This is a genomic window from Xanthomonas cannabis (genome assembly GCF_040616535.1).
Lineage (GTDB): Bacteria > Pseudomonadota > Gammaproteobacteria > Xanthomonadales > Xanthomonadaceae > Xanthomonas > Xanthomonas cannabis.
In genome coordinates this window covers 3,079,284-3,105,035 of the sequence record NZ_CP136580.1, presented here as the reverse complement: position 1 = coordinate 3,105,035, position 25,752 = coordinate 3,079,284, and the positions used below count along the sequence as shown (strand labels likewise).

At 63.7% G+C, this 25,752-nt stretch carries 18 protein-coding genes and 1 other RNA gene; 8 read left to right on the top strand and 11 right to left on the bottom strand.

Annotated elements, in window-relative coordinates; all coding sequences use genetic code 11:
- Positions 1 to 266: 266 nt before the first annotated feature.
- On the bottom strand, positions 267 to 2,378 hold the full coding sequence (locus tag RZV17_RS13235; RefSeq protein WP_355609363.1) for a M13-type metalloendopeptidase: 2,112 nt from the start codon (positions 2,376 to 2,378) through the stop codon (positions 267 to 269).
- A gap of 345 nt (positions 2,379 to 2,723) precedes the next feature.
- Here RZV17_RS13235 and RZV17_RS13230 point away from each other — a divergent pair, with 345 nt between their 5' ends.
- The gene (locus tag RZV17_RS13230) at positions 2,724 to 4,319 is read left to right on the top strand and encodes an NAD(P)/FAD-dependent oxidoreductase (protein WP_184385056.1); all 1,596 of its coding nucleotides are present in this window, start codon (positions 2,724 to 2,726) and stop codon (positions 4,317 to 4,319) included.
- A 326-nt stretch (positions 4,320 to 4,645) separates the two neighbouring features.
- Here the strand turns inward: RZV17_RS13230 and RZV17_RS13225 are convergent, their stop codons facing one another.
- The 3 genes from RZV17_RS13225 to RZV17_RS13215 form a co-directional block, all read right to left on the bottom strand.
- The gene (locus RZV17_RS13225; protein ID WP_166745083.1) at positions 4,646 to 5,050 is read right to left on the bottom strand and encodes a DUF6289 family protein; all 405 of its coding nucleotides are present in this window, start codon (positions 5,048 to 5,050) and stop codon (positions 4,646 to 4,648) included.
- 260 nt (positions 5,051 to 5,310) lie between these two features.
- Positions 5,311 to 8,394 carry a TonB-dependent receptor domain-containing protein gene (locus RZV17_RS13220; protein WP_355604046.1) on the bottom strand — a complete coding sequence of 1,028 codons (3,084 nt, stop codon included), beginning with the start codon at positions 8,392 to 8,394 and terminating at the stop codon, positions 5,311 to 5,313.
- 366 nt (positions 8,395 to 8,760) lie between these two features.
- Complete coding sequence (locus RZV17_RS13215) at positions 8,761 to 11,751, bottom strand: TonB-dependent receptor domain-containing protein (protein WP_355604043.1); 2,991 nt, start codon at positions 11,749 to 11,751, stop codon at positions 8,761 to 8,763.
- Positions 11,752 to 12,084: 333 nt separating this feature from the next.
- Here RZV17_RS13215 and apbC point away from each other — a divergent pair, with 333 nt between their 5' ends.
- From apbC to dcd, 3 genes are all read left to right on the top strand, one after another.
- Entirely contained in the window at positions 12,085 to 12,936 is an 852-nt protein-coding gene (gene apbC / locus RZV17_RS13210) for an iron-sulfur cluster carrier protein ApbC (protein ID WP_104580497.1), read from the top strand.
- A 60-nt stretch (positions 12,937 to 12,996) separates the two neighbouring features.
- A non-coding RNA gene (locus tag RZV17_RS13205) (sX9 sRNA) lies at positions 12,997 to 13,072 on the top strand.
- A 104-nt stretch (positions 13,073 to 13,176) separates the two neighbouring features.
- Complete coding sequence (gene dcd / locus RZV17_RS13200) at positions 13,177 to 13,746, top strand: dCTP deaminase (RefSeq protein ID WP_010366727.1); 570 nt, start codon at positions 13,177 to 13,179, stop codon at positions 13,744 to 13,746.
- Between the two features lie 20 nt (positions 13,747 to 13,766).
- Here the strand turns inward: dcd and RZV17_RS13195 are convergent, their stop codons facing one another.
- The 4 genes from RZV17_RS13195 to RZV17_RS13180 all read right to left on the bottom strand — a co-directional run bounded on the left by RZV17_RS13195 (position 13,767) and on the right by RZV17_RS13180 (position 15,637).
- A complete protein-coding gene (locus tag RZV17_RS13195; RefSeq protein WP_166745086.1) occupies positions 13,767 to 13,952 on the bottom strand; it encodes a LiaI-LiaF-like domain-containing protein in 186 nt (61 codons plus the stop codon).
- A 392-nt stretch (positions 13,953 to 14,344) separates the two neighbouring features.
- The gene (locus RZV17_RS13190) at positions 14,345 to 14,512 is read right to left on the bottom strand and encodes a LiaI-LiaF-like domain-containing protein (protein WP_003486900.1); all 168 of its coding nucleotides are present in this window, start codon (positions 14,510 to 14,512) and stop codon (positions 14,345 to 14,347) included.
- 28 nt (positions 14,513 to 14,540) lie between these two features.
- Entirely contained in the window at positions 14,541 to 14,978 is a 438-nt protein-coding gene (locus RZV17_RS13185) for an HIT family protein (RefSeq protein WP_355604039.1), read from the bottom strand.
- Positions 14,975 to 15,637, bottom strand: a complete 663-nt coding sequence (locus RZV17_RS13180) for a dienelactone hydrolase family protein (RefSeq protein WP_047693204.1) — start codon at positions 15,635 to 15,637, stop codon at positions 14,975 to 14,977. Before RZV17_RS13180 ends, RZV17_RS13185 begins: the two co-directional genes overlap by 4 nt.
- 180 nt (positions 15,638 to 15,817) lie before the next feature.
- On the opposite strand from RZV17_RS13180, the gene rimO reads away from it, so the two are divergent.
- The gene (gene rimO / locus RZV17_RS13175; RefSeq protein ID WP_047693202.1) at positions 15,818 to 17,191 is read left to right on the top strand and encodes a 30S ribosomal protein S12 methylthiotransferase RimO; all 1,374 of its coding nucleotides are present in this window, start codon (positions 15,818 to 15,820) and stop codon (positions 17,189 to 17,191) included.
- 155 nt (positions 17,192 to 17,346) lie between these two features.
- Here the strand turns inward: rimO and greB are convergent, their stop codons facing one another.
- Positions 17,347 to 17,853, bottom strand: coding sequence for a transcription elongation factor GreB (gene greB, locus RZV17_RS13170; RefSeq protein ID WP_104580494.1), 507 nt, complete (start codon positions 17,851 to 17,853; stop codon positions 17,347 to 17,349).
- Between the two features lie 111 nt (positions 17,854 to 17,964).
- Here greB and RZV17_RS13165 point away from each other — a divergent pair, with 111 nt between their 5' ends.
- The gene (locus tag RZV17_RS13165) at positions 17,965 to 19,431 is read left to right on the top strand and encodes a rhomboid family intramembrane serine protease (protein WP_355604034.1); all 1,467 of its coding nucleotides are present in this window, start codon (positions 17,965 to 17,967) and stop codon (positions 19,429 to 19,431) included.
- Positions 19,432 to 19,638: 207 nt separating this feature from the next.
- Here the strand turns inward: RZV17_RS13165 and RZV17_RS13160 are convergent, their stop codons facing one another.
- A complete protein-coding gene (locus RZV17_RS13160) occupies positions 19,639 to 20,910 on the bottom strand; it encodes a hypothetical protein (RefSeq protein WP_355604031.1) in 1,272 nt (423 codons plus the stop codon).
- Between the two features lie 223 nt (positions 20,911 to 21,133).
- Between RZV17_RS13160 and RZV17_RS13155 the strand changes: the two genes are divergently transcribed.
- Complete coding sequence (locus tag RZV17_RS13155) at positions 21,134 to 21,733, top strand: NUDIX domain-containing protein (RefSeq protein ID WP_355604028.1); 600 nt, start codon at positions 21,134 to 21,136, stop codon at positions 21,731 to 21,733.
- A 282-nt stretch (positions 21,734 to 22,015) separates the two neighbouring features.
- On the opposite strand, the gene RZV17_RS13150 is transcribed toward RZV17_RS13155, so the two are convergent.
- On the bottom strand, positions 22,016 to 23,521 hold the full coding sequence (locus RZV17_RS13150) for a helicase HerA-like domain-containing protein (RefSeq protein ID WP_355604025.1): 1,506 nt from the start codon (positions 23,519 to 23,521) through the stop codon (positions 22,016 to 22,018).
- A gap of 287 nt (positions 23,522 to 23,808) precedes the next feature.
- Between RZV17_RS13150 and RZV17_RS13145 the strand changes: the two genes are divergently transcribed.
- Entirely contained in the window at positions 23,809 to 25,392 is a 1,584-nt protein-coding gene (locus tag RZV17_RS13145; protein ID WP_047693195.1) for a transglycosylase SLT domain-containing protein, read from the top strand.
- Positions 25,393 to 25,752: the final 360 nt, after the last annotated feature.

Genomic DNA, 25,752 nt, shown 5'->3' with positions numbered 1-25,752 from the left:
GCAACGGGCGTGCCCCGAATCCGAACCAGCCGTCGCAAACGTCAGCGGTGTGGTGCAGGTCAAGGCATGAGCGCACGGACTCTCTGTCGCCGATGCGGTGCACCTGGTGGTCGCCGGGACCTGATGCGTGCAGTCAATGCATCGTGCACGGCGCTGGCGCGGCGCTTGAAGGCGCGGACCGCATTGCGCAGCCTCACAAGGCATCTCCAAAGAAAAACGGGCGGCGACCTCTCGATCGCCGCCCGTCGTTTGCAACGACCACGCAATTACCAGATCACAACCTGCTTGTCGCCCTGACGCACCATCGCATCGCCCGCCTTGCACGAGAACGCAGCGGCGAAGGCCGGCATGTTCGACGGTGCACCGATGGCGCGGAAGTTGGCCGGCGCATGCGGATCGGTCTTCAGGCGCACGACGAGTTCTTCCGGGGTGAAGTTGCGGCGCCACACCGTGGCCCAGTTGAGGAAGAAGCGCTGGTCGCGGGTGATGCCGTCGGTCTTCGGGTCGTCCTTGCCGGCGGTGGCGGTTTTCATCGCGTCGTAGGCGGTATTGAGGCCGCCCAGGTCGGCAATGTTCTCGCCCAGGGTCAGGTCGCCCTTGACCTTGTCACCGGCCGGCGTGCGGTAGCCGTCGAACTGCGCTACCAGCTTGCCGGTGCGCGCCTTGAACGCGTCCAGATCCTTCTGCGTCCACCAGCCCGGATCGGGGATGAAGTTGCCATCGGCACCGAAGCGGCTGCCCTGGTCGTCGTAGCCATGGGTCATCTCATGGCCGATCACCGCGCCGATGCCGCCGTAGTTCATTTCCTCCGGCGCATTCGGGTCGAAGAACGGCGGCTGCAGGATCGCGGCCGGGAACACGATCTCGTTCTGCAGCGGGTTGTAGTAGGCGTTGACCGTCTGCGGGCTCATGCCCCATTCGGTCTTGTCCACCGGCTTGCCGATCTTGGACAGGTTCCACTTGTAGTTGTATTCGGCCGCGGCCTGCACGTTGCCCAGGTAGCTGTCGCGGGTGGTGGTCAGGCCATTCCACTCACGCCACTTTTCCGGGTAGCCGATCTTGGGCGTGAAGCTTTCCCACTTGGCGATCGCCTTGGTCTTGGTCTCCGGGCTCATCCAGTCCAGCTTTTCGATGCGGGCCTTGAGCGCGGTGCGCAGATTGGTCACCAGGGTTTCCATCTTGGCCTTGGACTCGGCCGGGAAGGCGACCTTGACGTACATCTGGCCCAGCGCTTCACCGGTCTGGCCGTTGATGGTGGCCAGCACGCGCTTCCAGCGCGGCTTGATTTCCTTCTGGCCGCGCAGCGTCTTGTTGTAGAACGCAAAGCTCTCATCGACGAAGGGCTGGCTCAGGTACGGCGAAGCGCCATCGACAGTGTGGAAGCGCAGGTATGCGCGCCAGATCGCCGGGTCGGTGTCGGCAATCATCTTGCTCACTTCCTGATGGAAGGCCGGGATCGCCAGCGAGAACATCTCCGGCGTGGTGACGCCCTGCGATTTGAAGAACTCGGTCCACGACCAGTTCGGGGTCAGCTTGTCGGCATCGGCCGGGGAGATCGGGTTGTAGGCCAGCGAGGCATCACGCGACAATTGCGTGCTGGTCTTGGACACCTTGGCCAGGCGGGTTTCGAACGCGACCACCTGCTTGGCCTGCGCGGCGGCATCGGCCGCGGCCACGCCGGACAGTTCCAGCACCTTGGCCACGTGCGCCTGGTAGGCGTCCAGCTTGGCCTTGTTGCCGGCGCTGGTGTAGTACTCCGGGTCCGGCAGACCCAGGCCGCCCTGCATGGCGTAGGCGATGTTCTGGCTGGACTTCTTGAAGTCCGCCTCGGCGCCGAAACTGAAGAGGTCGTTGTTGCCCTTGGCCGCGCTGCTGCGCAGATAGTCGACCAGCTTGGCCTGGTCGCTGATGGCGTCGATAGCCGCCAGCTCCGGCTTCAGCGGCTCGATACCCTGCGCGTTGATCTTGGCTTCGTCCATGCCGGTGGACCACAGGTCGCCGACGATCTTCTCCACGCCCGTCGCCTTGGTGTCCGCAGCGGCCTGTTCGACCAACTGCTGCTGGATCGCATTGGAGCGCTCGTCGAGCATCTCGAATGCGCCCCAGCTGGTGCGGTCGCCCGGCACCGGGTTGGCGGCCAGGAACTTGGCATTGGCGTAGGCGTTGAGGTCGGTACAGGCATTGCCGTTGGGGTCGAGGTCTGCCGCAGTGAACTGGTTCACCGCCGGCAGCTTGCTCTGGTTCAGGGTCAGCGTCTTGGGCGCCGCAGGCGCAGTGGTTGCCGCAGTTGCGGCGTCGCCGGCCGGGGCCGCCGGTGCAGCGTCGTCGGATTTCTTGCAACCACTGAGCGCGGCCGCCACGGCCAGGGTCAACGTCAATAGATGAGGTGTTCGAATCACAAAGGCTCCAGGAGCAGCAGTCGATTGGGAAGCTCCGTCGCCGGAGCCGTGGCCGGCACTCTACGCCTCGCCAGCCGGATGGCATGGTGTCGAAGGTCATGGGTGCGGGGTGTGTACGCGGGCCGGTGCATGTGCTCCCGCGAGTGGTCGCCCTGCGGAGGGTTGTGGTGCGCGGCAGCGCGGAATGGGCTTGGCTATGCGCTGCCGCTTGGCGGCGTGCTAGTGGAGAGGTCCCGCATGGCGTCATCGCTGAGCGGAGCAGCCACGCCATAACAATTGTGGCCCGGATGGTCGCTGGCAAGGGGCAGTGCTATATACGCGTGCATGCCCAATACCTCCAGACCGCTTGATGCCCTGATCATCGGCGCCGGCCACAACGGCCTGGTGTGCGCGGCCTATCTGGCCCGGGCTGGGAAGCGCGTGCTGGTGCTCGAAGCACGAGATGTAGTCGGCGGCGCAGCGGTGACCGAAGAATTCCATCCGGGATTTCGTAACTCGGTCGCCGCGTACACCGTGTCGCTGTTGCAACCCAAGGTGATCGCCGACCTGGCCCTGGAGCGGCACGGTTTGCGCGTGGTGCCGCGCCGCATCAATAATTTTCTGCCGCTGCCGAACGGCGAGTATCTGCTGGCCGGTGCGGGGCGCACGGCTATGGAAATCGCCAAATTCTCTGTGCGCGATGCCGCTGCGTTGCCTGCCTACGAAGCGCGTCTGGAGCAACTGGCCGATGTCTTGCGTGCCCTTGCCTTGCAGCTGCCGCCTGACGTGACCGATGGCGGTTGGCTGCAGACGCTGCCGCAGCTATGGCGGGCGGGCAAGGTCGGCTTGCAGTTGCAGGGCTTGTCGCTGGCCTTGCGCCAGGAACTGCTGGATCTGTTCACGATTTCAGCAGCGGAGTATCTGGAGCGCTGGTTCGAAAGCGCGCCCATCAAGGCCTTATTCGGCTTCGACGGCATCGTTGGCAATTACGCCAGCCCCTACACACCTGGAACCGCGTACGTGTTGTTGCACCACGTGTTCGGGCAGAGCAATGGCGTCAAGGGCGCCTGGGGCCACGCCATTGGCGGCATGGGCGCGATCACCCAGGCGATGGCCGCCAGCGCGCGCGCAGCCGGTGCTCAGATTCGCACCGGCTGCGCGGTGGACCACGTGCTGGTGGAGCAGGGACGTGCAGTCGGCGTGGTGACTGCCAAGGGCGACACGCTGCGCGCCCGCAACGTGGTTGCCAATGTCAATCCGAAGTTGCTCTATCAGCGCTTGATGCGCCACGACGATGTTCCTGCAACAACCCGCGAACGCATCGCGCATTACCGCTGCGGTTCGGGCACCTTTCGCATGAATGTCGCGCTCTCGCGCCTGCCTGAGTTCACGGCGTTGCCTGGTGCGGGCGACCACCTCACTGCCGGCATTATTCTTGGGCCAAGCCTGGATTACATGGACCGCGCCTTGCAGGATGCACGCGCCGTCGGATGGTCGCGCGAACCGGTGGTAGAACTGTTGATTCCCAGCACCTTAGACGACACGTTGGCGCCGCCCGGGCAACATGTCGCCAGCCTGTTTTGTCAGCACGTGGCACCGCAGCTACCGGACGGCCGGCACTGGGATGACTACCGCGACGAGGTGGCGGATCTGATGATCGCCACCGTGGAGCGCTACGCACCAGGATTTGCCGCATCGGTGCTAGGCCGGCAGGCTCTCAGCCCCCTCGATCTGGAGCGCATTTTTGGCTTGGTGGGCGGTGACATCTTCCACGGCGCGCTCAGCCTCAATCAACTCTTCAGCGCGCGCCCGATGCTTGGGCAGGGCGCGTATCGCGGTGCAGTGCCGGGGTTATATCTGTGCGGATCTGGGACGCATCCCGGCGGCGGCGTGACCGGGGCGCCTGGGCATAATGCGGCGCACGTGCTATTGGGAACGTGATGCTGTGCCGAGCGGCATGCTTTTCTTCTCGGTCGAAAAAAGGCCCTGGTAACCAGGGCCTTCTAGTCATGCACTATTTCAACTGGCGAAGGTTTTCAGGCGATCTTCGCTATTGAAGTGTAAGGGGCGCCATTGATGCTGATGTTTTTTCCGCAGTGCCAGCGGTCAGAACATGTCACGCTGACCGCTTGTTTGAAGTTTTCCGGAAAAATCAGCGACAAATTTTTTGGAAAAAATTTAAGTCGGCGTAATTGGCCTGTAAAGGTGATCATTCATGAGGGCTATTTATATATCTACGGCTGTGGATTAAGCCAGGTCTTCGATAGTCAGTTGTACAAGCCGGGCTGCCGTGGGCTGGTCAGGTAGCCGTTTATCCATGGGCCGCTGTCGCACATGCCCTGTCCCCATGTATCGCAGAAGTCAGAGCGCAACTGCGACGACAACATGGTATAGCTGATCGAGCTGACATCACGCGTATCGCATGCATAAACAATGACGACACGCTTTTCGGTCGATGTCGTCCCCTGATGCTCCGTCTGATTGCTGCAATACAGTATGCTCTGGCCAACTAGGTTCTCATTTGCATCGAACCACATCCATGTACGCCCGTATTGAGTCGCTGCGCTTGCAGTCGGGGCTATGGCAAGCCCGCTCATTGCCGAAAAGATCGCTACCAGTACTGCTGTTTTCATTTGACTATCTCCTTGTTTAGCCTCAAATCCCAGAGGCATGGGTCGTAATCCTTTCCTGACTTAAGCCGGCCTCGTCAGCTGTTCGCAAAACTTCCGAAGGTGATGATGTTTTATTTTTTTTGACTTCCATTGTCTGCTTCGATGCCTGCGTGGTGTTGACTTGGATTTTTAGCTAAAGAATAGTCGGTGCTTTTATGTTTACTTGGAGAGAGGTGGGTTGGAAAATTCTAATTAAGAGTCAGGGTTGATGGAATCCAAAAACACCGGAAGCGTCAAGGCGACGCTTCCGGCGGCTGTGGTCAGAAGTCGTAGGATGCGGACAGACGGACGTAGCGTGGCGTGTTGTAGCTGTAGTCCTGCAGGCCGATGCCATACGTATTGGATACCAAGCCTGGGTCAGTCTCGTAAACGCCATCTATACGAGTAACAGAGCGATCGTTCAATACGTTGAATACCTGAAGACCGATTGCAAGCTTATGCTCGGCGAACGAGGGGCGATAGGTCACACCTAGATCCACGTTCTTGATCCACGGTGTCCGGCCAGCGTCGCCAGGCCGGGATGGCTGGCCCGCGCAGTAGTGGTAAGCCGATCCGTAACTGATCGGATCCGGATTCTGCGGGTCATTGAAGTAACCGAGGCAGGAAACCGGGGTGCCGGACATGACGCGCAAAGTGGCTGACGCCATCCATTCGGGATTGATCTGGTAAGCGCCGAACGCCTTCAATTGATGGCGACGATCATTAGCCAAGCTTCCACCAGCGTAATACATCAGGGCTGCAGCATCCCAGTCCTGTGTTTTGGAGACGTCAGCTTGACCAATGTCGGATTTCACTTGGCCTTCAGTATTACCGTAACTGTGTGACCAGGTATAATCGATGCGGCCGTACCACTTCTCATCAAACGGGTGTTCCAAGAAAAGATCAACCGCCACGTAACTGCGCTTGGCCTTGTCGGTGAAACCCCAGTCCGATTGGGACATCTGTAGCTGCGTAAAACCTGACCCGTCGAGGTTCTCTAGATTGTAAGTATTGGTCTTCCCCGGATTGAAAATTACGCAATACGGGATATCGATGGTCCTGGGGTCAATTCCTTGCGATGCGAGCTTCAGATCGCCACGTGCAGTGTAGTCATCGTTATGCATGTCGCAGACGTCGTCGATTGCAGCTTCCAGCTTCCGATAGGTTGCCTTGGCGCCGGAATTCCAGCTTTCGCCAATCGTCTTTTCAAAGCCAAGAATCAGCTCATCCTGGTATTGCGACTTCAAGTCGCTTGGAGCAAATGCTCCTGGGTTGGGTGCCTGACCAAATTCGCCATTGGCCGATACCGGGCCAGGCCCGAACGGCGTCAAACCAGTTGGTTCGCCATTTGCGTCGATGCCTGTGTAGGTGAAATATTGATCGGTATAGGTAGACGCCGAGGCGCCACGGATGGCAACGCTATTAGGAAGCGCTAGATAGTAGCGGCCGAGATTGGCGAATATCTTCAGCGATGAATCACCGAAGACATCCCAGCTCGCTCCCAGACGTGGAGCCCATTGGTCACCGCTATCCACATAGGCGACGTGATCACTGTTGAAGTTGGTGAACTGATCATTGCGGATACCAAGTGTCACCAACCAGTTATCATTGACCTGCCAGCGATCTTCCAAGTAATACGCTTTTTGCTCCACGGCCATGCTTGTGGTGGTGGTGAAAATGCGCTGTTGGGCGTAGAAGCCGTTAGAGCCCGGGCCTGCCGGACCGACTCCTAGCCCGGGACGGACTGGCGTCTGCTCCGTGGCAGCACGTCCATAAATCCATTGGTAGCCGGGGCCGGTCGTACGCACGCCTTCGTCGTAGGCATTAAAGTACATGTTGTCGACGCCGGCGGTAATGTCGTGGTCGCCAAGCCGATAATTCAACTCCAGCCGCAGGCTACGGCTCTTGTTGATCGGATCGTCAGCCTTTGCACGATTGGTAGCCTGATTGTTGCGAATCGGCGTGCCGCCAGTAATAGCCGGATTCTGGCTTGTAACACTTCCCAGGAAGGGAAGGTCGGAAATGAAGGGGTTGAACTGTTGATTGTGCTGTGTGCTACGGCCCCACGTTGCGTTCAAGGTCAAGTCATCGGTGATATAGCCGGTGTACTTGAAGATGTCGTACGTATCCTTGATTTTGAAGGTGTCAGGGAATGTGCCTGTCGGACCACCACGGACGAGTCCGTCATAGTCAAAACTGGTATAGGAGCCGCTCCGCCGGTCGGTGTTTTGAATCCTGGTGTATTCAACAATGTTGCTGTCGTTGATGTTCCAGTCCAGTTTGCCGTAGAACTTCGGTGTGCTGTACTCGTAGTTATTGCGCGCCTGGATCGAATCACTGCTGGCGTTGGTGCTGACGCCGTCAACTTTCTCTGATTCACCTGCTACAAAGATGAAAAGGCGATCTTCAATCAAAGGGCCGCCTGCATAGGCACTATAGACGGTACGCGTCTGGGTATTGTCCTTGCCGGCGCGATACAGGGTGCCTGGCTGTTCTGGTGTGTCGTACTTATATCCGGCAGGTAACGATGCATTCGGAAACCAGACATCGCCGCGCGAGCTCGCCAGCGAGTCCGGCTCCCACACGGTCTGGACGCCGAAGTGCCACTCGTTGGTGCCGCGCTTGCCGAGCTGGTTGATCACGCCGCCGGTCGAGCGGCCGTACTTGGCGCTGTAACCGCCGGTGTAGGTTTCCTGCTGGTCGATGGCGCCATAAGGCAAGCTGACGCCGCCCAGGTTGCTCAACGGATTGCTGACGTTGAAGCCGTTGATGTAGTACGCGTTTTCGGTGACACCGGAGCCGCCAAAGGACACCACCGAGCGCGAGCCGTTGTTGAATGCACCCGCGCCGGACACTGCACCCGGTGCCAACAACGCAATCGCTTCGGCGCTGCGGCCCAATGGCAACGTTGCCAGCTGCTCAGACGTAATCACCGAACGTGACGACGTGGAACTGACATCGATCTTCGGTGCGTTTGCTGCCGTGACGGTGATCGCGCCGAGTGTAGTTGCATCGGCGTTGCCGCCAGAGGCAGCGGCAGCAAACGACACTTCAGTGCCCGAGCCGACGCGCAGCTGCACGTTCTTGCGGGTATCGACGACCTGATCGCCGCGCTTCAGGGTAACGGTGTAGGCACCCACCGGCAGCGAGCCGAGGTTGTAACGGCCATTTGCATCGATGGTGATGGTGCGGCTGAGACCGGTGTCGCTCTGTACGACAATGGTGCTGCCAGCTTCGGCAGGTGCGCTGCCGTAGATGCTACCGGTGGTGCTTTGCGCGTTGACCGCGCCGTTGGCTAGGCAGGCACCGAGCACGACGGCGAGGGCGGTGCGCTTGAGGACCTGGCGACGAAACTGATTGCTCATTCCTGACCTTTGAACTGGATTTCGGATAAGGGGCGGTCATCGGGGAGTCAGATGGCCTTAACCCGAACGTAATGAATCCATGTCTAGCGGCGCAAGCGATTGGAATTAATTCTTAACTAAATTGGCACTATCCGCACCAAAGGTGAGGAATTCGGCACAACGAACCAGCGTGCCGCACACGGAAAGAACAACCTCAACAATTGTGCACGTGATCTGGTTACATTCGATACAGATATCCACGACACGATGTGCGTAGGCCATGCCATGGCATGCCGCGGTCGCCGTCACCGTCGCTGTGCTAGCTGGCCCCGTCCCCCTGCGCAAAAAAAAGCCCCGACCAAGCGGGGCTCTTCTTCCTCACATCCCTCAAAACCGCACGGTCGTCCCCAGATAGAAGAACCGGCCCACGTTGTCGTACAACGCGGAGTTGAAGTCCGAGCCGAAGTAGTTGCGCGGCGGGTCTTTGTCGAAGGCGTTGTCGATACCCAGGTAGACGTCGATCTTCGAACCGGGAAACTGATAGCCAAACTGGAAGTTGTGGTAAACGTACGAGCCGTTCTTGATCGGGCTGGCCGAGCCCGGGTTGCTGTTGTAGCTCTCCGGGGTCACGCGCAGGTTGCCGTCCACGTAGTTCATGTCCCACGAGGCGCGCCACTCGTTCCAGTTGTATTTGGTCTGGAACTGTGCGCGCCAGCGCGGGTCGGTCACGTAGGTCACGTACTCGTCGTATTCGGCCGGGAAATCCTGGAACACCCATTCGCGCGACTGGATCAGGCGCGTGCCGACGAAGCGCAACACGGTGTTGCCTTCGCCGAGCTGGAAGCGATAGTCCATTTCCAGGTCCACGCCCACACGACGCGAACGCGCCAGGTTTTCATTCAATGCCTGCCAGCCGATGATGCTGTGCTCGGGATAGATGCGGCCCTGCGGGTCGGTGAAGCCGCCCAGCGGGGCACGCTGCACGAAGCCGCAAAAGCTGTTGCCGACGCCGCCGGGGTTATCCACGCAACGCGTCGCATTGGTCTCGGCCGTCACGGTGCCGATGGCATCGCGCAGATCGATGCGCCAGTAGTCGATCGACATGCCGAAGCCTTCGAAGAACTCTGGTTGCCACACCAGGCCATAGGACAGGCTGCGTGCGCGCTCCGGCTTGAGGTCCGGGTTGCCGCCGCTCACGCCGGGGCGGGTGGCCGTGTAGGTATCGATCCAGCCCACCGGCACACCCAGCGCACTGCAGTTGGCCTGACGCAACCCCACATCGCCCGCTGTGCCCGGGCGATTGGTATTGGTGGGCAGGTAATTGCAGGGGTCATTGATGGTGGCGAAGTTCTCGCTCTGCGAGTCGTACAGTTCGCCGATGCTGGGCGCGCGCACCGACTGCGCCAGGGTGCCACGCAACCGCAGCGACGGGATGATGGTCCAGTCCAGGCCGATGTTCCAGGTCTTGGTCGAGCCGATGCTGCTGTAGTCCGAATAACGGCCAGCCACATCCAGCGCCAACCGATCCACGCCCGGCAGCCCGGCCAGCAGCGGAATGGTGCTTTCGACGAAGACGTCCTTGACGGTGTATTCGCCGCCGCTGTTGGGGATCGCATTGAGGAAGGTCACGCCCGATGCCGCCAGCGGGTCGGTGATTTCCTCGCTTTGCTCCTTGCGGTATTCCACGCCGCCGGCAATGCCGATGTCGCCGGCCGGCAGCGACAGCAGGTTGCTATTGGCCACCGAGGCGCTGAACACGGTCTGCTGGATCTTGGCCTGGGAGCGCGCGGTGGTATTGAACCAGGCGGCGGCTTCCGGGCTCACTGCACCGTTGCCGAAGATGCTGAAGGGCACGCAGCCCTCGCGCGCCAGTGCCGAATACACCCGGCTGGTGTTGGGGTTGATCGCGCTTGGATCCAGGGTGGTGCGGCAGACGATGTTGCCGCTGGCATCGCGCGCGGCATCGATGCCGGCCTGCCAACGTTCGTTGATGCGGTTGTTGAGGTTGAGCCGGTCCACCGTGGTCTTGCCGTAGTTGGCAGACACGTCGTAGGTCCAGTTGTCGGTGAAATTGCCTTCGGCACCGAGCACCGCACGGTAGGTCTTGCGCTCGATGTTCTCGCCGCGGCGGCCGGCGTCGACGTTGAAGCGGTTCATCAGGATCTGCGTGGCCCCGCGCGAATCCATCAGCGCGCCGAGTTCGGGGCTGACATACGGGTTCTGGCGGCGTACGCGCAGCGAGCTGTCGAATGCCGGCTGGCCGAAGAATTCCGAATCGGTTTCGCTGTACTTGCCTTCGAAGAACACGCGATGGTTTTCGCTGATCTCGAAGTTGATCATGGTATTGACGCTCTTGCGGTCGAAGCCCGGCTGCAGGTCGGCCACCGCGTTGAGGTCGGCAAAATCGCAATCCACGCACGAGGTGTTGCTCACCACCGTGCCGTTGTAACGGTTGCGACGGAAGCTGCCGTCGTCGTTGAACAGATAGCGGTTGCCGTACGTGGCCGGGTTGCGGAAATCGAACGTGCCCAGGTTGAAGGTGCCGCCGTAGGAGGTGCCGTGGTTGCCACCCGGGCCGCTGAGCACGGTCTGCGGGTTGCTCTCGCTTGGCGGGCGGCTTGGGTCGAAGCTGGGGTTTTGCACGCTGACCAGGTACTCGCGGCCGATGGCGCGGTTGCCGCGGCCGAAGCGGTCCTGTTTGCTGTATTCGCCCGAGATAGCGATGTTGCCGCGGCCTTGCGCAAAGTCGGTGCCCGCAGAGAAGCTGGCAAACGAGCGGTTGTAATTGCCTTCATCGGCCAGGCCGGTCTGCGCGCGCGTCTCGAAACCGGTGAAGGATTTCTTGAGGATGAAGTTGACCACGCCCGCCACTGCATCGGCGCCGTAGACGGCCGAGGCGCCGCCGGTGATGACTTCCACGCGTTCGACCCATTCCACCGGAATGGTGTTGACGTCCACTGCGGTCGAACCGGGGCTGGAGCCCACATGGCGGCGGCCGTTGACCAGCACCAGCGTGCGGTCCACGCCCATGCCGCGCAGGTCGAGCAGGCCCAGGCCGGCGGTACCGATGAAGCGGGTGGAGTTACCCAAGGTGTAGCTCGGCGCCAGCGCCGGCATGCGTGCCATCAGATCGCTGATGGTGGTCGCGCCGGTGGCGCGGATTTCTTCGGCACTGATGGCGGTGACCGGCGAGGGGGTGACGAAACCGGTACGCGCAATGCGCGAGCCGGTGACGGTGACCTTGTCCAGATCGGTGGTACCGGGCGCCACGCCATTTTCCGATTGCGCGGCAACGTGGCCGGCCGGTGCGACCAGCGCGGCCAACAAGGCGGCGCTCAAACGATGACGACGGGTGCGTTGCGGGAGACGACTCGACATGACCTTTGCAGATTCCTGTACTGACGATGTGGGGTAACAGCCGGGCTCGCTGAGCGCTGGCTGAACTGAATCTCGAACGTAACAACTCCTTAATCGTGTGTCCACAATTGTGAAATATGTCGTTGTTTGACACGCGCTTGCATCGAGACCGGATATCGCTGTAGAGCTGGACATGTACGGCGATTTGGACACGAGCCGGTAAACTGCACGGCTTCGCGAGCGCACGGTCAGGCAGTGACTGCGTTCCGCATACGATGAAACCGGGTAGACAATGGCGATGAAGTTGAAACAACACGCGCGCGCCGCGACGGGTGCAACCCAGGGCCGCGCCGCATGAGCGGCGAACGCAGAATTGCCGCACATGCAGTGCAGGGCGCGCTCGCCCCGCATCCGCGCATCCGCAATGTCATTGCGGTGGGGTCGGGCAAGGGTGGGGTGGGCAAGTCCACCACGGCAGTAAATCTGGCGCTGGCGCTGCGTCAGCAGGGCGCACGCGTGGGCGTGCTGGACGCCGATATCTATGGCCCCAGCGTGCCGGCGATGCTGGGCCTGAGCGGGCGCCCGGATAGCCCGGACAACAAGTCGATCGAGCCCTTGCGCGCGTTCGGGATCGAGGCGATGTCGATCGGCCTGTTGGTGGATCAGGACACGCCGATGATCTGGCGCGGCCCGATGGCCACCTCCGCCCTGACCCAGCTGTTCAACGACACCCTGTGGGACGACCTGGATTATCTGCTGATCGACCTGCCGCCCGGCACCGGTGATATCCAACTGACCCTGTCGCAGAAGATTCCGGTAGCCGGTGCGGTGATCGTCACCACGCCCCAGGACATCGCCACGCTGGATGCGCGCAAGGCCTTGAAGATGTTCGAAAAGGTCGAGGTGCCGGTGCTGGGCATCGTCGAGAACATGGCGGTGCATACCTGCAGCAACTGCGGGCATCGCGAGCACCTGTTCGGCGAAGGCGGTGGCGAGCGCATGGCCGCGCAGTACGGCGTGCCGTTGCTGGGGTCGTTGCCGCTGGCGATCGGGATCCGCGAGCAGGGCGATGCCGGTCAACCCATTGTGGTGGCCGCGCCGGAATCGGCAGCAGCGCAGGCGTATCTGGCCGCTGCCGCGCGCCTGGCCGAGGAGCTGGGCAAGCGCCCGCGCGCCAGCATCCCGATTTCGGCCTCGCTGCTATAGGGCAGCCAGCTAAACGACTGCGCTCACCGCCAGGCGGGCGCGGCCGGTGTTCGAATCGGCATGTACCTTTCGCACGCTGCGGTTCCCCAGCGCCGTCTACGCCCAGCTGAGGTCTGCTCGCGACGTTCTGTTCGCTACTCTCAGTACACCGGCCGGCCGCCGATGCCGGCCGCTTGCTAGAATTCGCCGTCTTCGCGCGGGCCGCTCGGCCCGCCGCCTTCCGTCTTCAAGGAACACCGCATGAGCATCAAGAGCGACCGCTGGATCAAGCGCATGGCCGAACAGCACGCGATGATCGAGCCGTTCGAGCCCGGGCAGATCAAGCACGACGCCGCCGGGCAGCGCATCGTCAGCTTCGGCACCTCCAGCTACGGCTACGACGTGCGCTGCTCGCGCGAGTTCAAGATCTTCACCAACATCAACTCGACGATCGTTGATCCGAAGCATTTCGACCCGGGCAGCTTTGTCGACATCGAATCCGATGTCTGCATCATCCCGCCGAACAGCTTCGCGTTGGCGCGTACGGTGGAATATTTCCGCATTCCGCGCGACACATTGGTGGTGTGCCTGGGCAAGAGCACTTACGCGCGCTGCGGCATCATCGTCAACGTGACTCCGCTGGAGCCGGAATGGGAAGGTCACGTGACGCTGGAATTCAGCAATACCACGCCGTTGCCGGCGCGCATCTACGCCAACGAAGGCGTGGCGCAGATGCTGTTCTTCCAGTCCGATGAAGTGTGCGAGACCTCGTACAAGGACCGTGGCGGCAAGTACCAGGGCCAGACCGGCGTGACCTTGCCGCGGACCTGAGGCATGGGCTGCCGTGGCCTTCAGCAGGTCGCGGCGGCTTTTTCGCGGTAACGCAGCAGCTGGCGCACGCCGGCAGCGATCAGAAAGGCCGGCCACCAGGTGGCGATCAGGTGGCCCACATCCAGATCGGCCAGCCCCAGGTTGTCCAGCAGAAACAGCGCGCCCAGGACGATCAGAAACAGGGCAGGAATCAGGCGGTAGTGCATGGCGACATCCTCGGTTGGTGTGAGGCCATGCTGCGCGCGATACGGCTGCCGATCAGGTGCCAGAAGTCAATAGTTGCGGATGACAAACGTCATGTCCGGTAGCTGCAGGCTACCTGCGCTAAGAGCAGGCATCAGTCCAAGGGTAGGGCGGGCTCTCCTGCGATAAGCACATGAGCTGCGGGTTTTGGGTGCTGCCACTAGCGAGTGCACGAGGCTTCGCCCGTACCCTCATCCGCCCCTGCGGGGCACCTTCTCCCCCATGAAGGAGGACAAGGTCCCGAGGGGAGAAGGACAGGCGCCAGGGTGCCGCCGCAGAACTGTCACGCTAGCCATCAGCACCAGGGTGCCGCTGTTGCGATTCCCCAATCCCGATTCCCGAATCCCCGCCCGACCTACTTGCCGCGCCCGAACAGCATCCCGATGCCGCAGGCGACCAGCGCCGCCGGCCACCAGGTGGCGATCAGCCGGCCAAGACTGAGATTGGTCCAGCCCAGGTTGTTGGCCAGGAACAGCAGGCCCACCAGGATCAGGATCAGCGCGGCGACGACATTGGATTTCATGCGAGAAGGCAGGTTGGCGAACGGGCGCCTATCGTAGCCGTTGCGCCCATGCCGCGACACGCTCCTGCAGGGCGTCGGCGGCAAATCGCTGCGCGCTGCCACTGCCCCAGACCGGCCCGGGCCAGGCCGCATCGCCGGGATGGCGGCCGACCAGATGCACGTGCAGCTGCCGCACGATATTGCCCAGCGCACCGAGATTGAGCTTGCCCACGCCCGGCTCCACGCGCAGCAACTGCGAGAGCTGGTTGATCTCGGCCAGCAACAGACGCTGCTGGCCGCCATCCAGATCGATCCACTCGCTGACATCGGCCACCCGTGGCACCAGCACCAGCCACGGGAAGCGTGTGTCGTCCATCAGGCGGACCTGCGACAACGGCCCGTCGGCGACGAACACCGTGTCGGCCGCCAGGCGCGGATCCAGCTGAAACCCGTCCGCTACAGCACTGCCGGATGCCGGTGCACTCATCCCAGGTGCGCTTCGAAGAAGCCCAAGGTGCGTTCCAGCGCGCGTTCGGCGCTGTCGGCGTCGTAGTGGGTGGGGTCGATGCTGCGATTGAAGGCATGGCCGGTGGGGTACACGAAGGTTTCCATCTGCGGCAGCTTCTCGCGGTGGGCCTGGATCGCCTCTGGCGGAATGCTGGCGTCCTGCTCGCCGAAGTGGAACATCACCGGTGCCTTGGGGGTTTCGTCCAGCAGCTGGGTGTTGCGGCCGCCGTAGTAGCTCACCGAGGGCAGGCCCAGACGGATGGCCGACAGCAGCGCCACCGAGCCGCCCCAGCAATAGCCCACCGTGCCCACCTTGCCGGCGCGGGTCAGCAGCGTGGCGGCGGATTTCACCACCTCCACCGCGCGCTCCAGGCCGACCGCATTGGCCAAGGCCAGACCGCGCTGGACGCTTTCCTGGTCGTAGGGCAGCTGCACGTCCTTTTCTTCCAAATCGAAGAAGGCCGGTGCCAGCACCTCGTAGCCGCGCGCGGCGTAATCATCGGCAACCGCGCGGATATGTTCGTTGACGCCGAAGATCTCCTGAATCACCACCAGGCCGCCGCGCGGGCTGGAGGCGGGGGTGGCGTGCCAGGCAGCAACCTGGCCGTCGGGGGTGTCGAGCGTGGTCCAGTGACCCATGGGAATTCCTGATGTGCGGCGGGGGAGGCGCGCATTATCGACCGGACCGGCATCGTGAAAAGTGAGGGTTTCGCAAAGCCGACCCCGCTGGCGAGGCGCGGCGGTTCAGAGCGCTGCCCGCGCCGCTATAATTGGCCCTGCCCAGGCCCCAGGCCGCTCCACTCCCAGGCTCCTGCTTCCATGTCCCAGCTGAACCCCAAAGTCGGCTTCGTCAGCCTTGGCTGCCCGAAGGCGCTCGTCGATTCCGAACGCATCCTCACCCAGCTGCGCGTGGAGGGCTACGACATCGTGCCCAGCTACGACGCAGCCGACGTGGTGGTGGTCAATACCTGCGGCTTCATCGATTCGGCGGTGACCGAATCGCTGGATGCGATCGGCGAGGCGATGAACGCCAACGGCAAGGTGATCGTCACCGGCTGCCTGGGCAAGCGCCCGGAGCAGATCCGCGAGGCCTACCCGCAGGTGCTGGCGGTGTCCGGCCCGCAGGACTACCAGAGCGTGATGGAAGCGGTGCACGCCGCGCTACCGCCGCGGCACGACCCGTTCGTGGATCTGGTGCCGGACTACGGCATCAAGCTGACGCCGCGGCATTACGCTTACTTGAAGATTTCCGAAGGCTGCAACCATCGCTGCAGCTTCTGCATCATCCCCTCGATGCGCGGCGATCTGGTCTCGCGTCCGGTGGACGAAGTGTTGCGCGAGGCCGAGCGGCTGGTGCGTGGCGGGGTCAAGGAGCTGCTGGTGGTCTCGCAGGACACCTCCGCCTACGGCGTGGATCTGAAGTACGCCGAGCGCCCGTGGCGCGACCGCATGTACCAGACCCGCATGAAGGCGTTGTGCGAAGGCCTGTCGGAGCTGGGCGTGTGGACGCGCCTGCATTACGTCTACCCGTACCCACACGTGGACGACGTCATTCCGCTGATGGCCGAAGGCAAGCTGTTGCCGTATCTGGACATCCCGTTCCAGCACGCCAGCCCGCGCATCCTCAAGCTGATGAAGCGCCCGGGCGCGGTGGAAAAAACCCTGGAGCGTGTGCAACGCTGGAAGGCGATGTGCCCGGAGATCACCGTGCGCTCGACCTTCATCGTTGGCTTCCCCGGTGAAACCGAGGCCGAGTTCGCGTCCATGCTGGACTTCCTGGACCAGGCGCAGCTCGATCGCGTGGGCGCGTTCGCTTACTCGCCGGTGGATGGCGCCAGCGCCAATGCGCTGCCGGATCAGGTGCCGGAAGAGGTCAAGCAGGAGCGCCTGGCGCGCTTCATGGCCAAGCAGGCGGAGATCTCTGCGCTGCGTCTGGAAGCCAAGATCGGCAGCGTGCAGCAATGCCTGGTGGATCTGATCGAAGACGACATCGCGGTGGCACGTTCGCGCGCGGACGCACCGGAAATCGACGGCCTGGTGCATATCCAGAACGGCGGCGAGCTCCAGTTGAAGGTGGGCGACCTGGTCGACGTGGAAATCACCGACAGTGACGAGCACGACCTGTTCGGCGATGCGCTGCCGGCCAATGGCGCGATCCAGCAAGGGCGGTCGTTGAATCTGCAGATGGTGTAACCGGCCACGTGTCGGGACACCGCCGTCTGTAGGAGCGCACTTGTGCGCGGTGAGGCGTTATCGATGATGCCCCCATCGCGCACACGTGCGCTCCTGCACGCGCCAAGGTCATCCTGGCCCCGGCCGCCGAGCGTCAGCGGAATGCAATCACGCGGCTACTGGCCGGTGTAATCCACCGACACCACCACGAAGCTGTGCTTGCCAGACGGCAGTTGCGCGTCGAATTCGTCGTCCACGCGCTTTTTCAGCAGCGCGCGCGCCAGCGGCGAATCGATGCTGATCCAGCCGCGTGCGGCATCGGTTTCGTCCGGGCCGACGATGCGGTAGCGCAGCAGTTCGCCGCTATCGGCATCTTCCAGTTCCACCAGCGCGCCGAAAAACACCGCCTGCGGGTCGGTGGGCGCGGTGTCCACCACGCGCAGCGCTTCCAGGCGCTTGCTCAGGTAGCGCACGCGGCGGTCGATCTCGCCCAGCTGCTTCTTGCGATAGGTGTACTCCGCGTTTTCCGAGCGGTCGCCTTCCGCAGCGGCCGCAGCCAGTGCGCGCACCACCTCCGGCCGGCGCACGCGCCACAGCTCTTCCAGCTCGGCCTTGAGGCGCGCATGTCCTTCCGGGGTGATCAGTGCGGTGCTTTTTTCGGCAGGCGGGCGCCAGCGGCTCATGGTCGGGCGGGGCATCGAACGGCGGGGGCGCGATGCTAGCGCGCATGGCGTGCTTGCGCATCTGCCGCCGCACAGCGAAGCTTTGCGCCATTCTCGGACACGGATGTCGTCATGCTGCTCATGCCGCTGCACAAACCCTGGTCGCGCCAGAACATTCCCTGGGTGACGCTGCTGCTGGTACTGATCAACGTGGTCGTCTACGTCGGTTATCAGCGCAAGGACGATGCGCTGGTCGAGGATGCCGTGCGCTACTACGTCGACTCCGGGCTGGGCACGCTGGAAGCGGCGGCGCACACCCGCTATCTGGAACACACCAGCGACCCCAGGTTGCGTGCTGCGCGGCAGGGCAAGCTGGCTGCCGCTCCTGCGCGCCAGCGCACCGCCTATCTGGCCCACCTGACGATGCACGATGTCGCCTTTGCGCAGGCGTTGCGCGGCGGCACGCTGTTCAACAACGAAGAACAGCTGCGCCAATGGCAGGGCTTGCGCGCGCCGTACGACGCGCGGCTGTCCAAGGTATTCACGTTGCGCCATCTGCAACACAGCACCGAATGGTCGCCGGCGCGCATGCTGTCGGCCACCTTCCTGCATGGAGACCTGAATCATCTGTTCGGCAACATGGTGTTTCTGCTGGCGCTGGGTACCTTGCTGGAAGGTGCGATCGGCAGCGGATGGTTCCTGCTGCTGTACCTGGCGGGCGGCTTCGGCGCCAGTGCGGCGAGCCTGTTGTGGCGTTGGGGCCAGCCCGGTGGCGGGCTGGGCGCGTCCGGCGCCATTGCCGCACTGATGGGCGCATTTTGCGTGGTCTGGGGCCGCCGTCGGGTGCGGTTCTTCTACTGGTTTTTCGTGGTGTTCAACTACGTGCGTGGGCCTGCAATCCTGTTGCTGCCGCTATGGCTTGGCTGGGAAATCTACAGCCTGCTGTGGAGCGAGAACGGCTCGGTGGCGTTCGAGGCGCATGCCGGCGGCCTGGTCAGTGGCGCGCTGCTGGGCGCGATCCTCGTGGCCACGCGTCAGATCCGCCCGGCGTTCATGGACGAGCACGAGCCTGCGCAGGCCGATGATCGCTGGGCGCGCGCGCAGTCGCATCTGGGGCGTATGGAAAACCGTGAGGCAGAGCGGTTGCTGGCCGAGCTTGCCGATGAAATGCCGCAGAGCCTGGAAATCGCGCTGGCGCGCTACCGCGTTGCGCGCAATGCCGGGAGCAGGCAGGACATGCTGCGACACGCGCAGACCATATTGCGCCTGCCGTCGCATACGGCAGAACAGGCGCGGCTCCAGTTGGGCGTGGCAGCAGAGCTGGGCAAGGACCTGGCCCTGTGCGAGCTGCCGGCTCGCATGGCCTTGGTCGACGCCTGCCTCAGCAACGGGCTGCTGGCCGATGCCGAGCGTGTGTTGAAGGACTGCGAAAGCGACGCGCCGCGGGCCGAGCTTGCCCAGCGATGGTTCGTGCTGGCACTGCGCCACGGCGACCTGCACGCCGGGGAGCAGCGCACGCGTTTGCTGCGCCAGGTGCTGGACCAGTTTCCCGAGCAGGGGCAGGCGGCCAAGGCACGGTTTCTGCTCGAGAACGGATGAGCGTGGCGAACGACACCTGGCGAGCCGTTGTCAGGTGGGGGCGCATGGCGCGGAGGAAGCGGGTGCGCGCGTGTACCTTCCTATTCCGAGCACCCGCCGTGCCCGCCTGGCGGTGAGCGCAGTGGTTTTGTCAGCGGCCATAAGTTGGCCGCAGCCATCGGCCGACGTGCCACGCTGACGATCGCTCGCGCCCCTGCGCGGCTGTCTTTACGCCGGCTGGATCGCAACGGCGCGCAATGCCGCATCCAGCTTTGCGCGCTGCGCTGCATCGTCGCAGCGCTCCGTTGCGTGTTGCAGCAGCGCACGTGCCTGGTCGTCGCGGCCGAAGCGCTCGGCCAGCATCAGGCCCGCATCCAGCGACCAGCTCGGCAGCATCGGGTCGCGCGGCCAGGCTGCGATGGCGGCCAGCAAGCCATCGGTGGCCAGCTGGAACTGCCCGGCCACCTTGGCGCGCTCGGCCAGCAAGGTGGCCTGCTCCGGCAGCAGCGGGGTGAATGCAGGGTCGCTGTCCAGCGCTTCGCGCTGCAGTGCGAGCGCGCGGCGTTCCTGCCTCTCCTGCAGCAGGCGGTTGATGTAGTGCCGGGTGTGTTCGCGTAGTTCGTCGCTGCGATGGTGCTGTCGGAGCAGGCGTTGATACAGCTCGTGCACCGCCAGGCTCACCGCACGCGAGCGCACCGCACCGCGCACTGCCTGAAAGGCCTCGTCGGTGTGACCCTCGCGCACATGGTGTTCGGCTTCATCGAGCAGGCGCTGATCCGGATCGGCACGTTCCTGCACGTCGCCACCACTGGGGGTATAGCCCAGCGCTTCGTGGTACTGGTAGACCAGATACCCCATCAGATGGAAGCTGGCGAACAGGGCCCAGATGGAGGCCACCAGCGTGGTCGCCTCGCGCACGATGGGCGGCAGATATGTCAGTGCAATGAACGCCGCCGCCGTGCCGCTGCCCTGGATCACATACAGCAGCCCGTAGGCGGCCAGATATGGCCAGCCGATGCGCATCGCCATGTCGATCGATACCGCAGGGTTCAATGCGCGCCGCAGGCTGCCGTCGATGGCAAGCGAAATGAGCATGCCGGGCAACAGCAACAGGGTTGCCACATAGGCGATGGTCAGCCCGAACGGGCCCGCGACCACGGCGGCGGCGCCGATCACGATGCCCAGCGCGATGGCCAGCAGGATCAGGCGCAGCACCGCGCTGTCGAAGCTGTTGTATCCGAGCCGGGGCGCATCGGCTTGCCCATCGGCGGTGTGGCGCAGGATGTCGAAGGCGTAGGTGTAGGTCGCCATGCCCAGCACGCCCATGACCAGCAGCTTCAGAATGCCCGGCAACACCAGCAATGCACTGCATAGCGTCAGCGCGATCAGCGCATACAGCGCCGAGCCGCGCAGCGGGTAAGTGGCAATGGCGGGAATGCGGGTCCAGAACGGCGCAGGCGCGGCCTGCACGGCCTTGCGCGCGCGAAAACGGTCTTCCATGACGCTCCCCAAGCGTGTGATGTGAAAGGATTGTGCGACGATGCGCGGCCTCGTGCAATTGGGCGTCGACGCCTTTCGGCCACTGCGGTCCGGGCGAGTCAGCTGCCTGCGGCCTGCCGCTCGCTGTCGCCGGTTCGCCGCGTGGGGCCGAGCGCCCCAGATGCCATGCGCTTCCCATGCCACCCCATGGCGCCTGTCCTTTTCCTATCGCAAGGAGCTCCGCGTGAATCCATCGACCCTGGACACCCCACAGGTCCGTATTCGCAGCATCGATGTGCTGTCCGACAACTGGTATGTGCTCCGCAAGGTCACCTTCGACTTCCTGCGCAAGGACGGCCGTTGGCAGACCCTGTCGCGCGAGGCATACGACCGCGGCAACGGCGCCACCATCCTGCTCTACAGCCGCGCCAGGCAGACGGTGATGTTAACCCGGCAATTTCGCCTGCCGACCCTGCTCAACGGCAATCCCGACGGCCTGTTGATCGAAGCCTGCGCCGGCCTGCTCGATCAGGACGATGCGCTGACCTGTATCCGCAAGGAAACCGAAGAGGAAACCGGCTATCGCATCGATCACGTGCGCAAGGTGTTCGAGGCCTTCATGAGCCCGGGCTCGGTCACCGAGCGGCTGTACTTCTTCGTCGGCGAATATTTCGACGGGGACAAGGTGAGCGAAGGCGGCGGCGTCGAAGAGGACGGCGAGGAGATCGAGGTGCTAGAAATGTCACTCGACGATGCGCTGGCAATGATCGGCTCCGGCGACATCGCCGACGCCAAGACCATCATGCTGCTGCAGTACGCCAAGCTGCATGGCGTGCTGGACTAGCTCGCGTATGAGCATCCGTGAGCGCAAGCGTTGCAAGGCGGCTTTTCTTGGGTTGGAACCTGCAAGCCGACAAAGTCACGCGGCTTACGCGTGACAAGGCAGGTAAACCGCATCAGCAGAATCGTGACGGCCAGTCCACCAGGAGCCTGCTTAAAAGTCGCTTATCGCGCCAAAGGCCTTCGCGCGAAGATAGGGCGCGCCGCCGTCAGCGCGTTCTTCGCAGCACTTTGTCGTCGTATTCTTCGCATCCTTGCTCATGGCATTCCTTGGTGGGCGTCGAGCTCAGCGCTTCCCGCCAAAAATACTTCCAAAAATACCCCGCACGATCTGCTGCCCGATCTTGCTGCCGATGGTGCGCGATGTCTGCTTGGCCATCGTTTCCAGCATGCCCTGGCGACGCCCGGTGCCGAACACGGCATCCTTGACCGCCTTGCCGAAGCCGCTGTCCTGCGCGTCCTCCTGCTCGCGGCTACGCGCGGGCGGGGCGGCGGTCTGCGTGGCCACCTGTTCTACGCGGCGTGCCAGCAGTTCGGCGGCCGATTCGCGATTGATCGCGGTGTCGTAGCGGGTACCAACCGGGCTGGCCGCGCGGACCTGCGCGCGTTCGGGCGCGCTGATGGCGCCCATGCGGCAACGCGGCGGTGCGATCAGCGTCTGCTGCACCGGCGCCGGCACGCCCTTGCCCTGCAATGGCGATACCAGGGCTTCGCCGGTGCCCAGGCTGGAAATGGCGCTGGCCACGTCGAGCCTGGGATTGGCCACGAAGGTCTGCGCGGCGGTCTTGACCGCCTTCTGGTCACGCGGGGTGTAGGCGCGCAACGCGTGCTGCACGCGGTTGCCGAGCTGGCCGAGGATGGTGTCCGGGATGTCGTCGGGAAACTGCGAGCAGAAATACACCCCAACGCCCTTGGAACGAATCAAGCGCACCACCTGTTCGATGCGCTGCACCAGCGCGGCCGGCGCATCGTCGAACAACAGGTGCGCCTCGTCGAAGACGAACACCAGCTTGGGCTGGTCCAGGTCGCCCACTTCCGGCAAGCCCTCGAACAGTTCGGACAGCAACCACAGCAGGAAGGTGGAATACAGCTTCGGCTTGAGTACCAGTTGATTGGCCGCCAGGATGCCGATCACGCCGCGGCCATCCGGGGCCACGCGCATCAACTCGGCCAGTTCCAGCGCCGGTTCACCGAAGAACTGCTCGCCGCCGTCCTGCGCCAGCCGCAGCAGCGCGCGCTGGATCGCGGCCACCGACTGCGCCGACACCAGTCCGTAACTGGTGGACAGTTCCTTGCGCTCTTCCACCACCAGCGACAGCAACGCGCGCAGGTCGTCCAGATCCAGCAGCAACAGGCCACGGTCGTCGGCGAGTTTGAACACGATGTCCAGCACGCCGGCCTGGGTGTCGTTGAGTTCCAGGATGCGCGCAAGCAGGGTGGGGCCCATTTCGCTCACGGTGGTGCGCACCGGGTGGCCGAGCTGACCGAACAGGTCCCAGAACACCACCGGGCTGGCGGCCGGCGCGTAGTCGGCGATGCCCACTTCCGTGGCGCGCTGCAGCACAGCGGGCGCGCCGTCGCCGGCCACGGCCAGCCCGGCGACGTCGCCCTTCACGTCGGCCAGGAACACCGGCACCCCCAACCGCGAAAAGCCTTCGGCCAAGGTCATCAGGGTCACGGTCTTGCCGGTGCCGGTGGCGCCGGCCACCAGGCCATGCCGATTGCCGAAGCGGCCTTCCAGGGTGACCGGGATGTCGTCGGTAACGCCTTTGCCGAGCAGGAACGAGGCCATGGCACAGATCCGGTGAAAGAAAGACGCCGATTCTAGCGGGCAACCTCACTCGTCCAGGCGGGCGGTAACGACGAGGGGGGGGCTGGCCCTGCGATCGGGTTGGCATGCCTGCGGCGCGGGGCGGTCGGCGCTGTGCCGGCCCGTCCTCGAACCGCCGTACCGATGCGATGTCGCTGCATGTCGCCCACTCGCCAAGCTAACGGGCCACTGACCCTGGCGTCCGCCGCGCCTTGCCCCGGTATCGCCCCGGCGGCTACCCTGCCTGCCTTTCCGCTGTACTGCCTACGATGCCGCTCGCTCATTTTGGTTTGCGCCCATGGCCTGTCCTGGCTGTGGTGGCGCTGATGTCTGTCGTCCCCGCCGCCCACGCGATCTCCAAACGCGACACGGAGAAGGCCGCCGCGCTCGATGCGCGCATGGCCGCCGCCGAAAAGCGTTACCGCGATGCGCTGGTGCTGGTGAACAACTCCGATCCGAAGGGCACCGCCGAGGGCGACGCTGCACTGGAGGACATGGAGGACGTCATCGACGCCTGCATCAAGCAGCGCGGTTGCCTGGTCGCCAATCAACTGGCCACCTACAAGCGCCTGCTCAAGGCGCGCGCCGATGCCGAAGCGCCGGCTGCCGAAGACCCGGAAGATGACGATACTCTGCTGCAGGCCGACCCCGACCATCTCGGCCCGGCTTCCAACGGCGTGCCCGAGGCGGCGCGGGCGGCGACGCTGCTCAACGACCAGCGCCACGAGTTCGACAAGATGGTGCAGTACAACCCGGCGGTGCAGGCCGGCATCCGGCGCTGGCTGACCGACATGCGCCCGGCGCTGATGACCAGCTACGACAACTACAGCAACCTGCGCGGGGTGATGTGGCCGGAATGGCAGAAGCGCGGGCTGCCGGAGGCGCTGCTGTTCGGCATCATGGCCAAGGAATCCAACGGCAAGGTGCACGCCAATTCGCGCGCCGGCGCGGCCGGACTGATGCAGTTCATGCCGGCCACCGGGCGCCGTTTCGGGCTGGGCCCGGACGGCACCGGCTTCGACACGCGCTTCGATGCACGCAGCGCCGCCGAAGCCAGCGCCGCCTATCTCAACGAGCGCATGGCCGGGCTCAACCGCAGCATCGAGCTGGCACTGGCCGCCTACAACGGCGGCGAAGGGCGCGCGGCACGCGTGTTCTCGCAGTTCGGCGGGCGCGGCTTCTGGGAACAGGATGTCTATAACCAGTTCCCGGCCGAAACCAAGGACTACGTGCCGATGGTGATTGCGGCGGCGTGGATCTTCCTGCACCCGCGACAGTACGGCGTGGACTTCCCCAAGCTCGACGCGCAGCCGGCCACGCTCAAGCTGGCCAAGTCGACCACGATCTACGAACTCACCATTTGCCTGGGTGGCATGGGCGCGCGTGATGGCTACATGCGTGCGCTGCGCAACCTCAACCCGCGCTACGAATCCGATGGCTGGATTCCGGCCGGCACCGTCATCAACGCCACCAATCGCATCGCCAGCCTGTACACGCGTTACTGCGTGAGCGGCCCGCGTGCGGACCTGGCACGCACCCTGATCACGGCCGATCTCAACAACGCCATCGTGCGCAGCAGCGCATCGCCCGAGTACACGCCAAGCGTGGCGGTCGGCGACGTGAGCCCGATGGCCGGCGTGCCGACCACCGTGGCCACCGGCCAGCCGGCGGTCGCCAAGCCCAAGGCCAGGCAGGCGCGCAGCTACACCATCGCCAAGGGCGACACGCTCGGCCGCGTGGCGAACAAGTACCAGTGCGAGATCAAGGAGCTGGCCAAGGCCAACGGCCTGAAGGCGCCGGCGTACGCGCTCAAGCCGGGGCAGAGCATCAAGCTGGCGGGCTGCGACCGCTGAGTTGCGCAGGTGGTGCCGTACTGATGGCCGCACCCTTCAGACGGCGGTGCGCATCGGCCTGAACCCGCTGGCGTGGGAGCAGGCCAGGCCGCGCGAACGCCGCTCCGTTAGCCCGGGTCTGGGCAGCGTGTTTTCAATCGAAGGCTTGGCAAACGGCGCGCGGGTGTGCGACGCCTTGTCGGGAATGCCTCGTCGCGGCAAGGTCCGCTCCTACGATGGCGGCGAGCGCACGACAAGGCTGCTTGCCGTAGGAGCGGACCCGGCCGCGACGAAGCCGTCCAGGTAGTCCTGTTGTGTGCAGTGTGTTGCGTTATCTGGGCTGAGCAAAACGGCGCGCGTAGGGGCGACGCATCATTGGGA

What these genes read in the sequence shown, in the direction of transcription:
- RZV17_RS13230 (WP_184385056.1), top strand. Translation starts at nt 2,724, where the DNA reads ATGCCCAATACCTCCAGACCGCTTGATGCCCTGATCATCGGCGCCGGC.
- RZV17_RS13225 (WP_166745083.1), bottom strand. Translation starts at nt 5,050, where the DNA reads ATGCCTCTGGGATTTGAGGCTAAACAAGGAGATAGTCAAATGAAAACA.
- RZV17_RS13220 (WP_355604046.1), bottom strand. Translation starts at nt 8,394, where the DNA reads ATGAGCAATCAGTTTCGTCGCCAGGTCCTCAAGCGCACCGCCCTCGCC.
- RZV17_RS13215 (WP_355604043.1), bottom strand. Translation starts at nt 11,751, where the DNA reads ATGTCGAGTCGTCTCCCGCAACGCACCCGTCGTCATCGTTTGAGCGCC.
- apbC (WP_104580497.1), top strand. Translation starts at nt 12,085, where the DNA reads ATGAGCGGCGAACGCAGAATTGCCGCACATGCAGTGCAGGGCGCGCTC.
- dcd (WP_010366727.1), top strand. Translation starts at nt 13,177, where the DNA reads ATGAGCATCAAGAGCGACCGCTGGATCAAGCGCATGGCCGAACAGCAC.
- RZV17_RS13195 (WP_166745086.1), bottom strand. Translation starts at nt 13,952, where the DNA reads ATGCACTACCGCCTGATTCCTGCCCTGTTTCTGATCGTCCTGGGCGCG.
- RZV17_RS13190 (WP_003486900.1), bottom strand. Translation starts at nt 14,512, where the DNA reads ATGAAATCCAATGTCGTCGCCGCGCTGATCCTGATCCTGGTGGGCCTG.
- RZV17_RS13185 (WP_355604039.1), bottom strand. Translation starts at nt 14,978, where the DNA reads ATGAGTGCACCGGCATCCGGCAGTGCTGTAGCGGACGGGTTTCAGCTG.
- RZV17_RS13180 (WP_047693204.1), bottom strand. Translation starts at nt 15,637, where the DNA reads ATGGGTCACTGGACCACGCTCGACACCCCCGACGGCCAGGTTGCTGCC.
- rimO (WP_047693202.1), top strand. Translation starts at nt 15,818, where the DNA reads ATGTCCCAGCTGAACCCCAAAGTCGGCTTCGTCAGCCTTGGCTGCCCG.
- greB (WP_104580494.1), bottom strand. Translation starts at nt 17,853, where the DNA reads ATGAGCCGCTGGCGCCCGCCTGCCGAAAAAAGCACCGCACTGATCACC.
- RZV17_RS13165 (WP_355604034.1), top strand. Translation starts at nt 17,965, where the DNA reads ATGCTGCTCATGCCGCTGCACAAACCCTGGTCGCGCCAGAACATTCCC.
- RZV17_RS13160 (WP_355604031.1), bottom strand. Translation starts at nt 20,910, where the DNA reads ATGGAAGACCGTTTTCGCGCGCGCAAGGCCGTGCAGGCCGCGCCTGCG.
- RZV17_RS13150 (WP_355604025.1), bottom strand. Translation starts at nt 23,521, where the DNA reads ATGGCCTCGTTCCTGCTCGGCAAAGGCGTTACCGACGACATCCCGGTC.
- RZV17_RS13145 (WP_047693195.1), top strand. Translation starts at nt 23,809, where the DNA reads ATGCCGCTCGCTCATTTTGGTTTGCGCCCATGGCCTGTCCTGGCTGTG.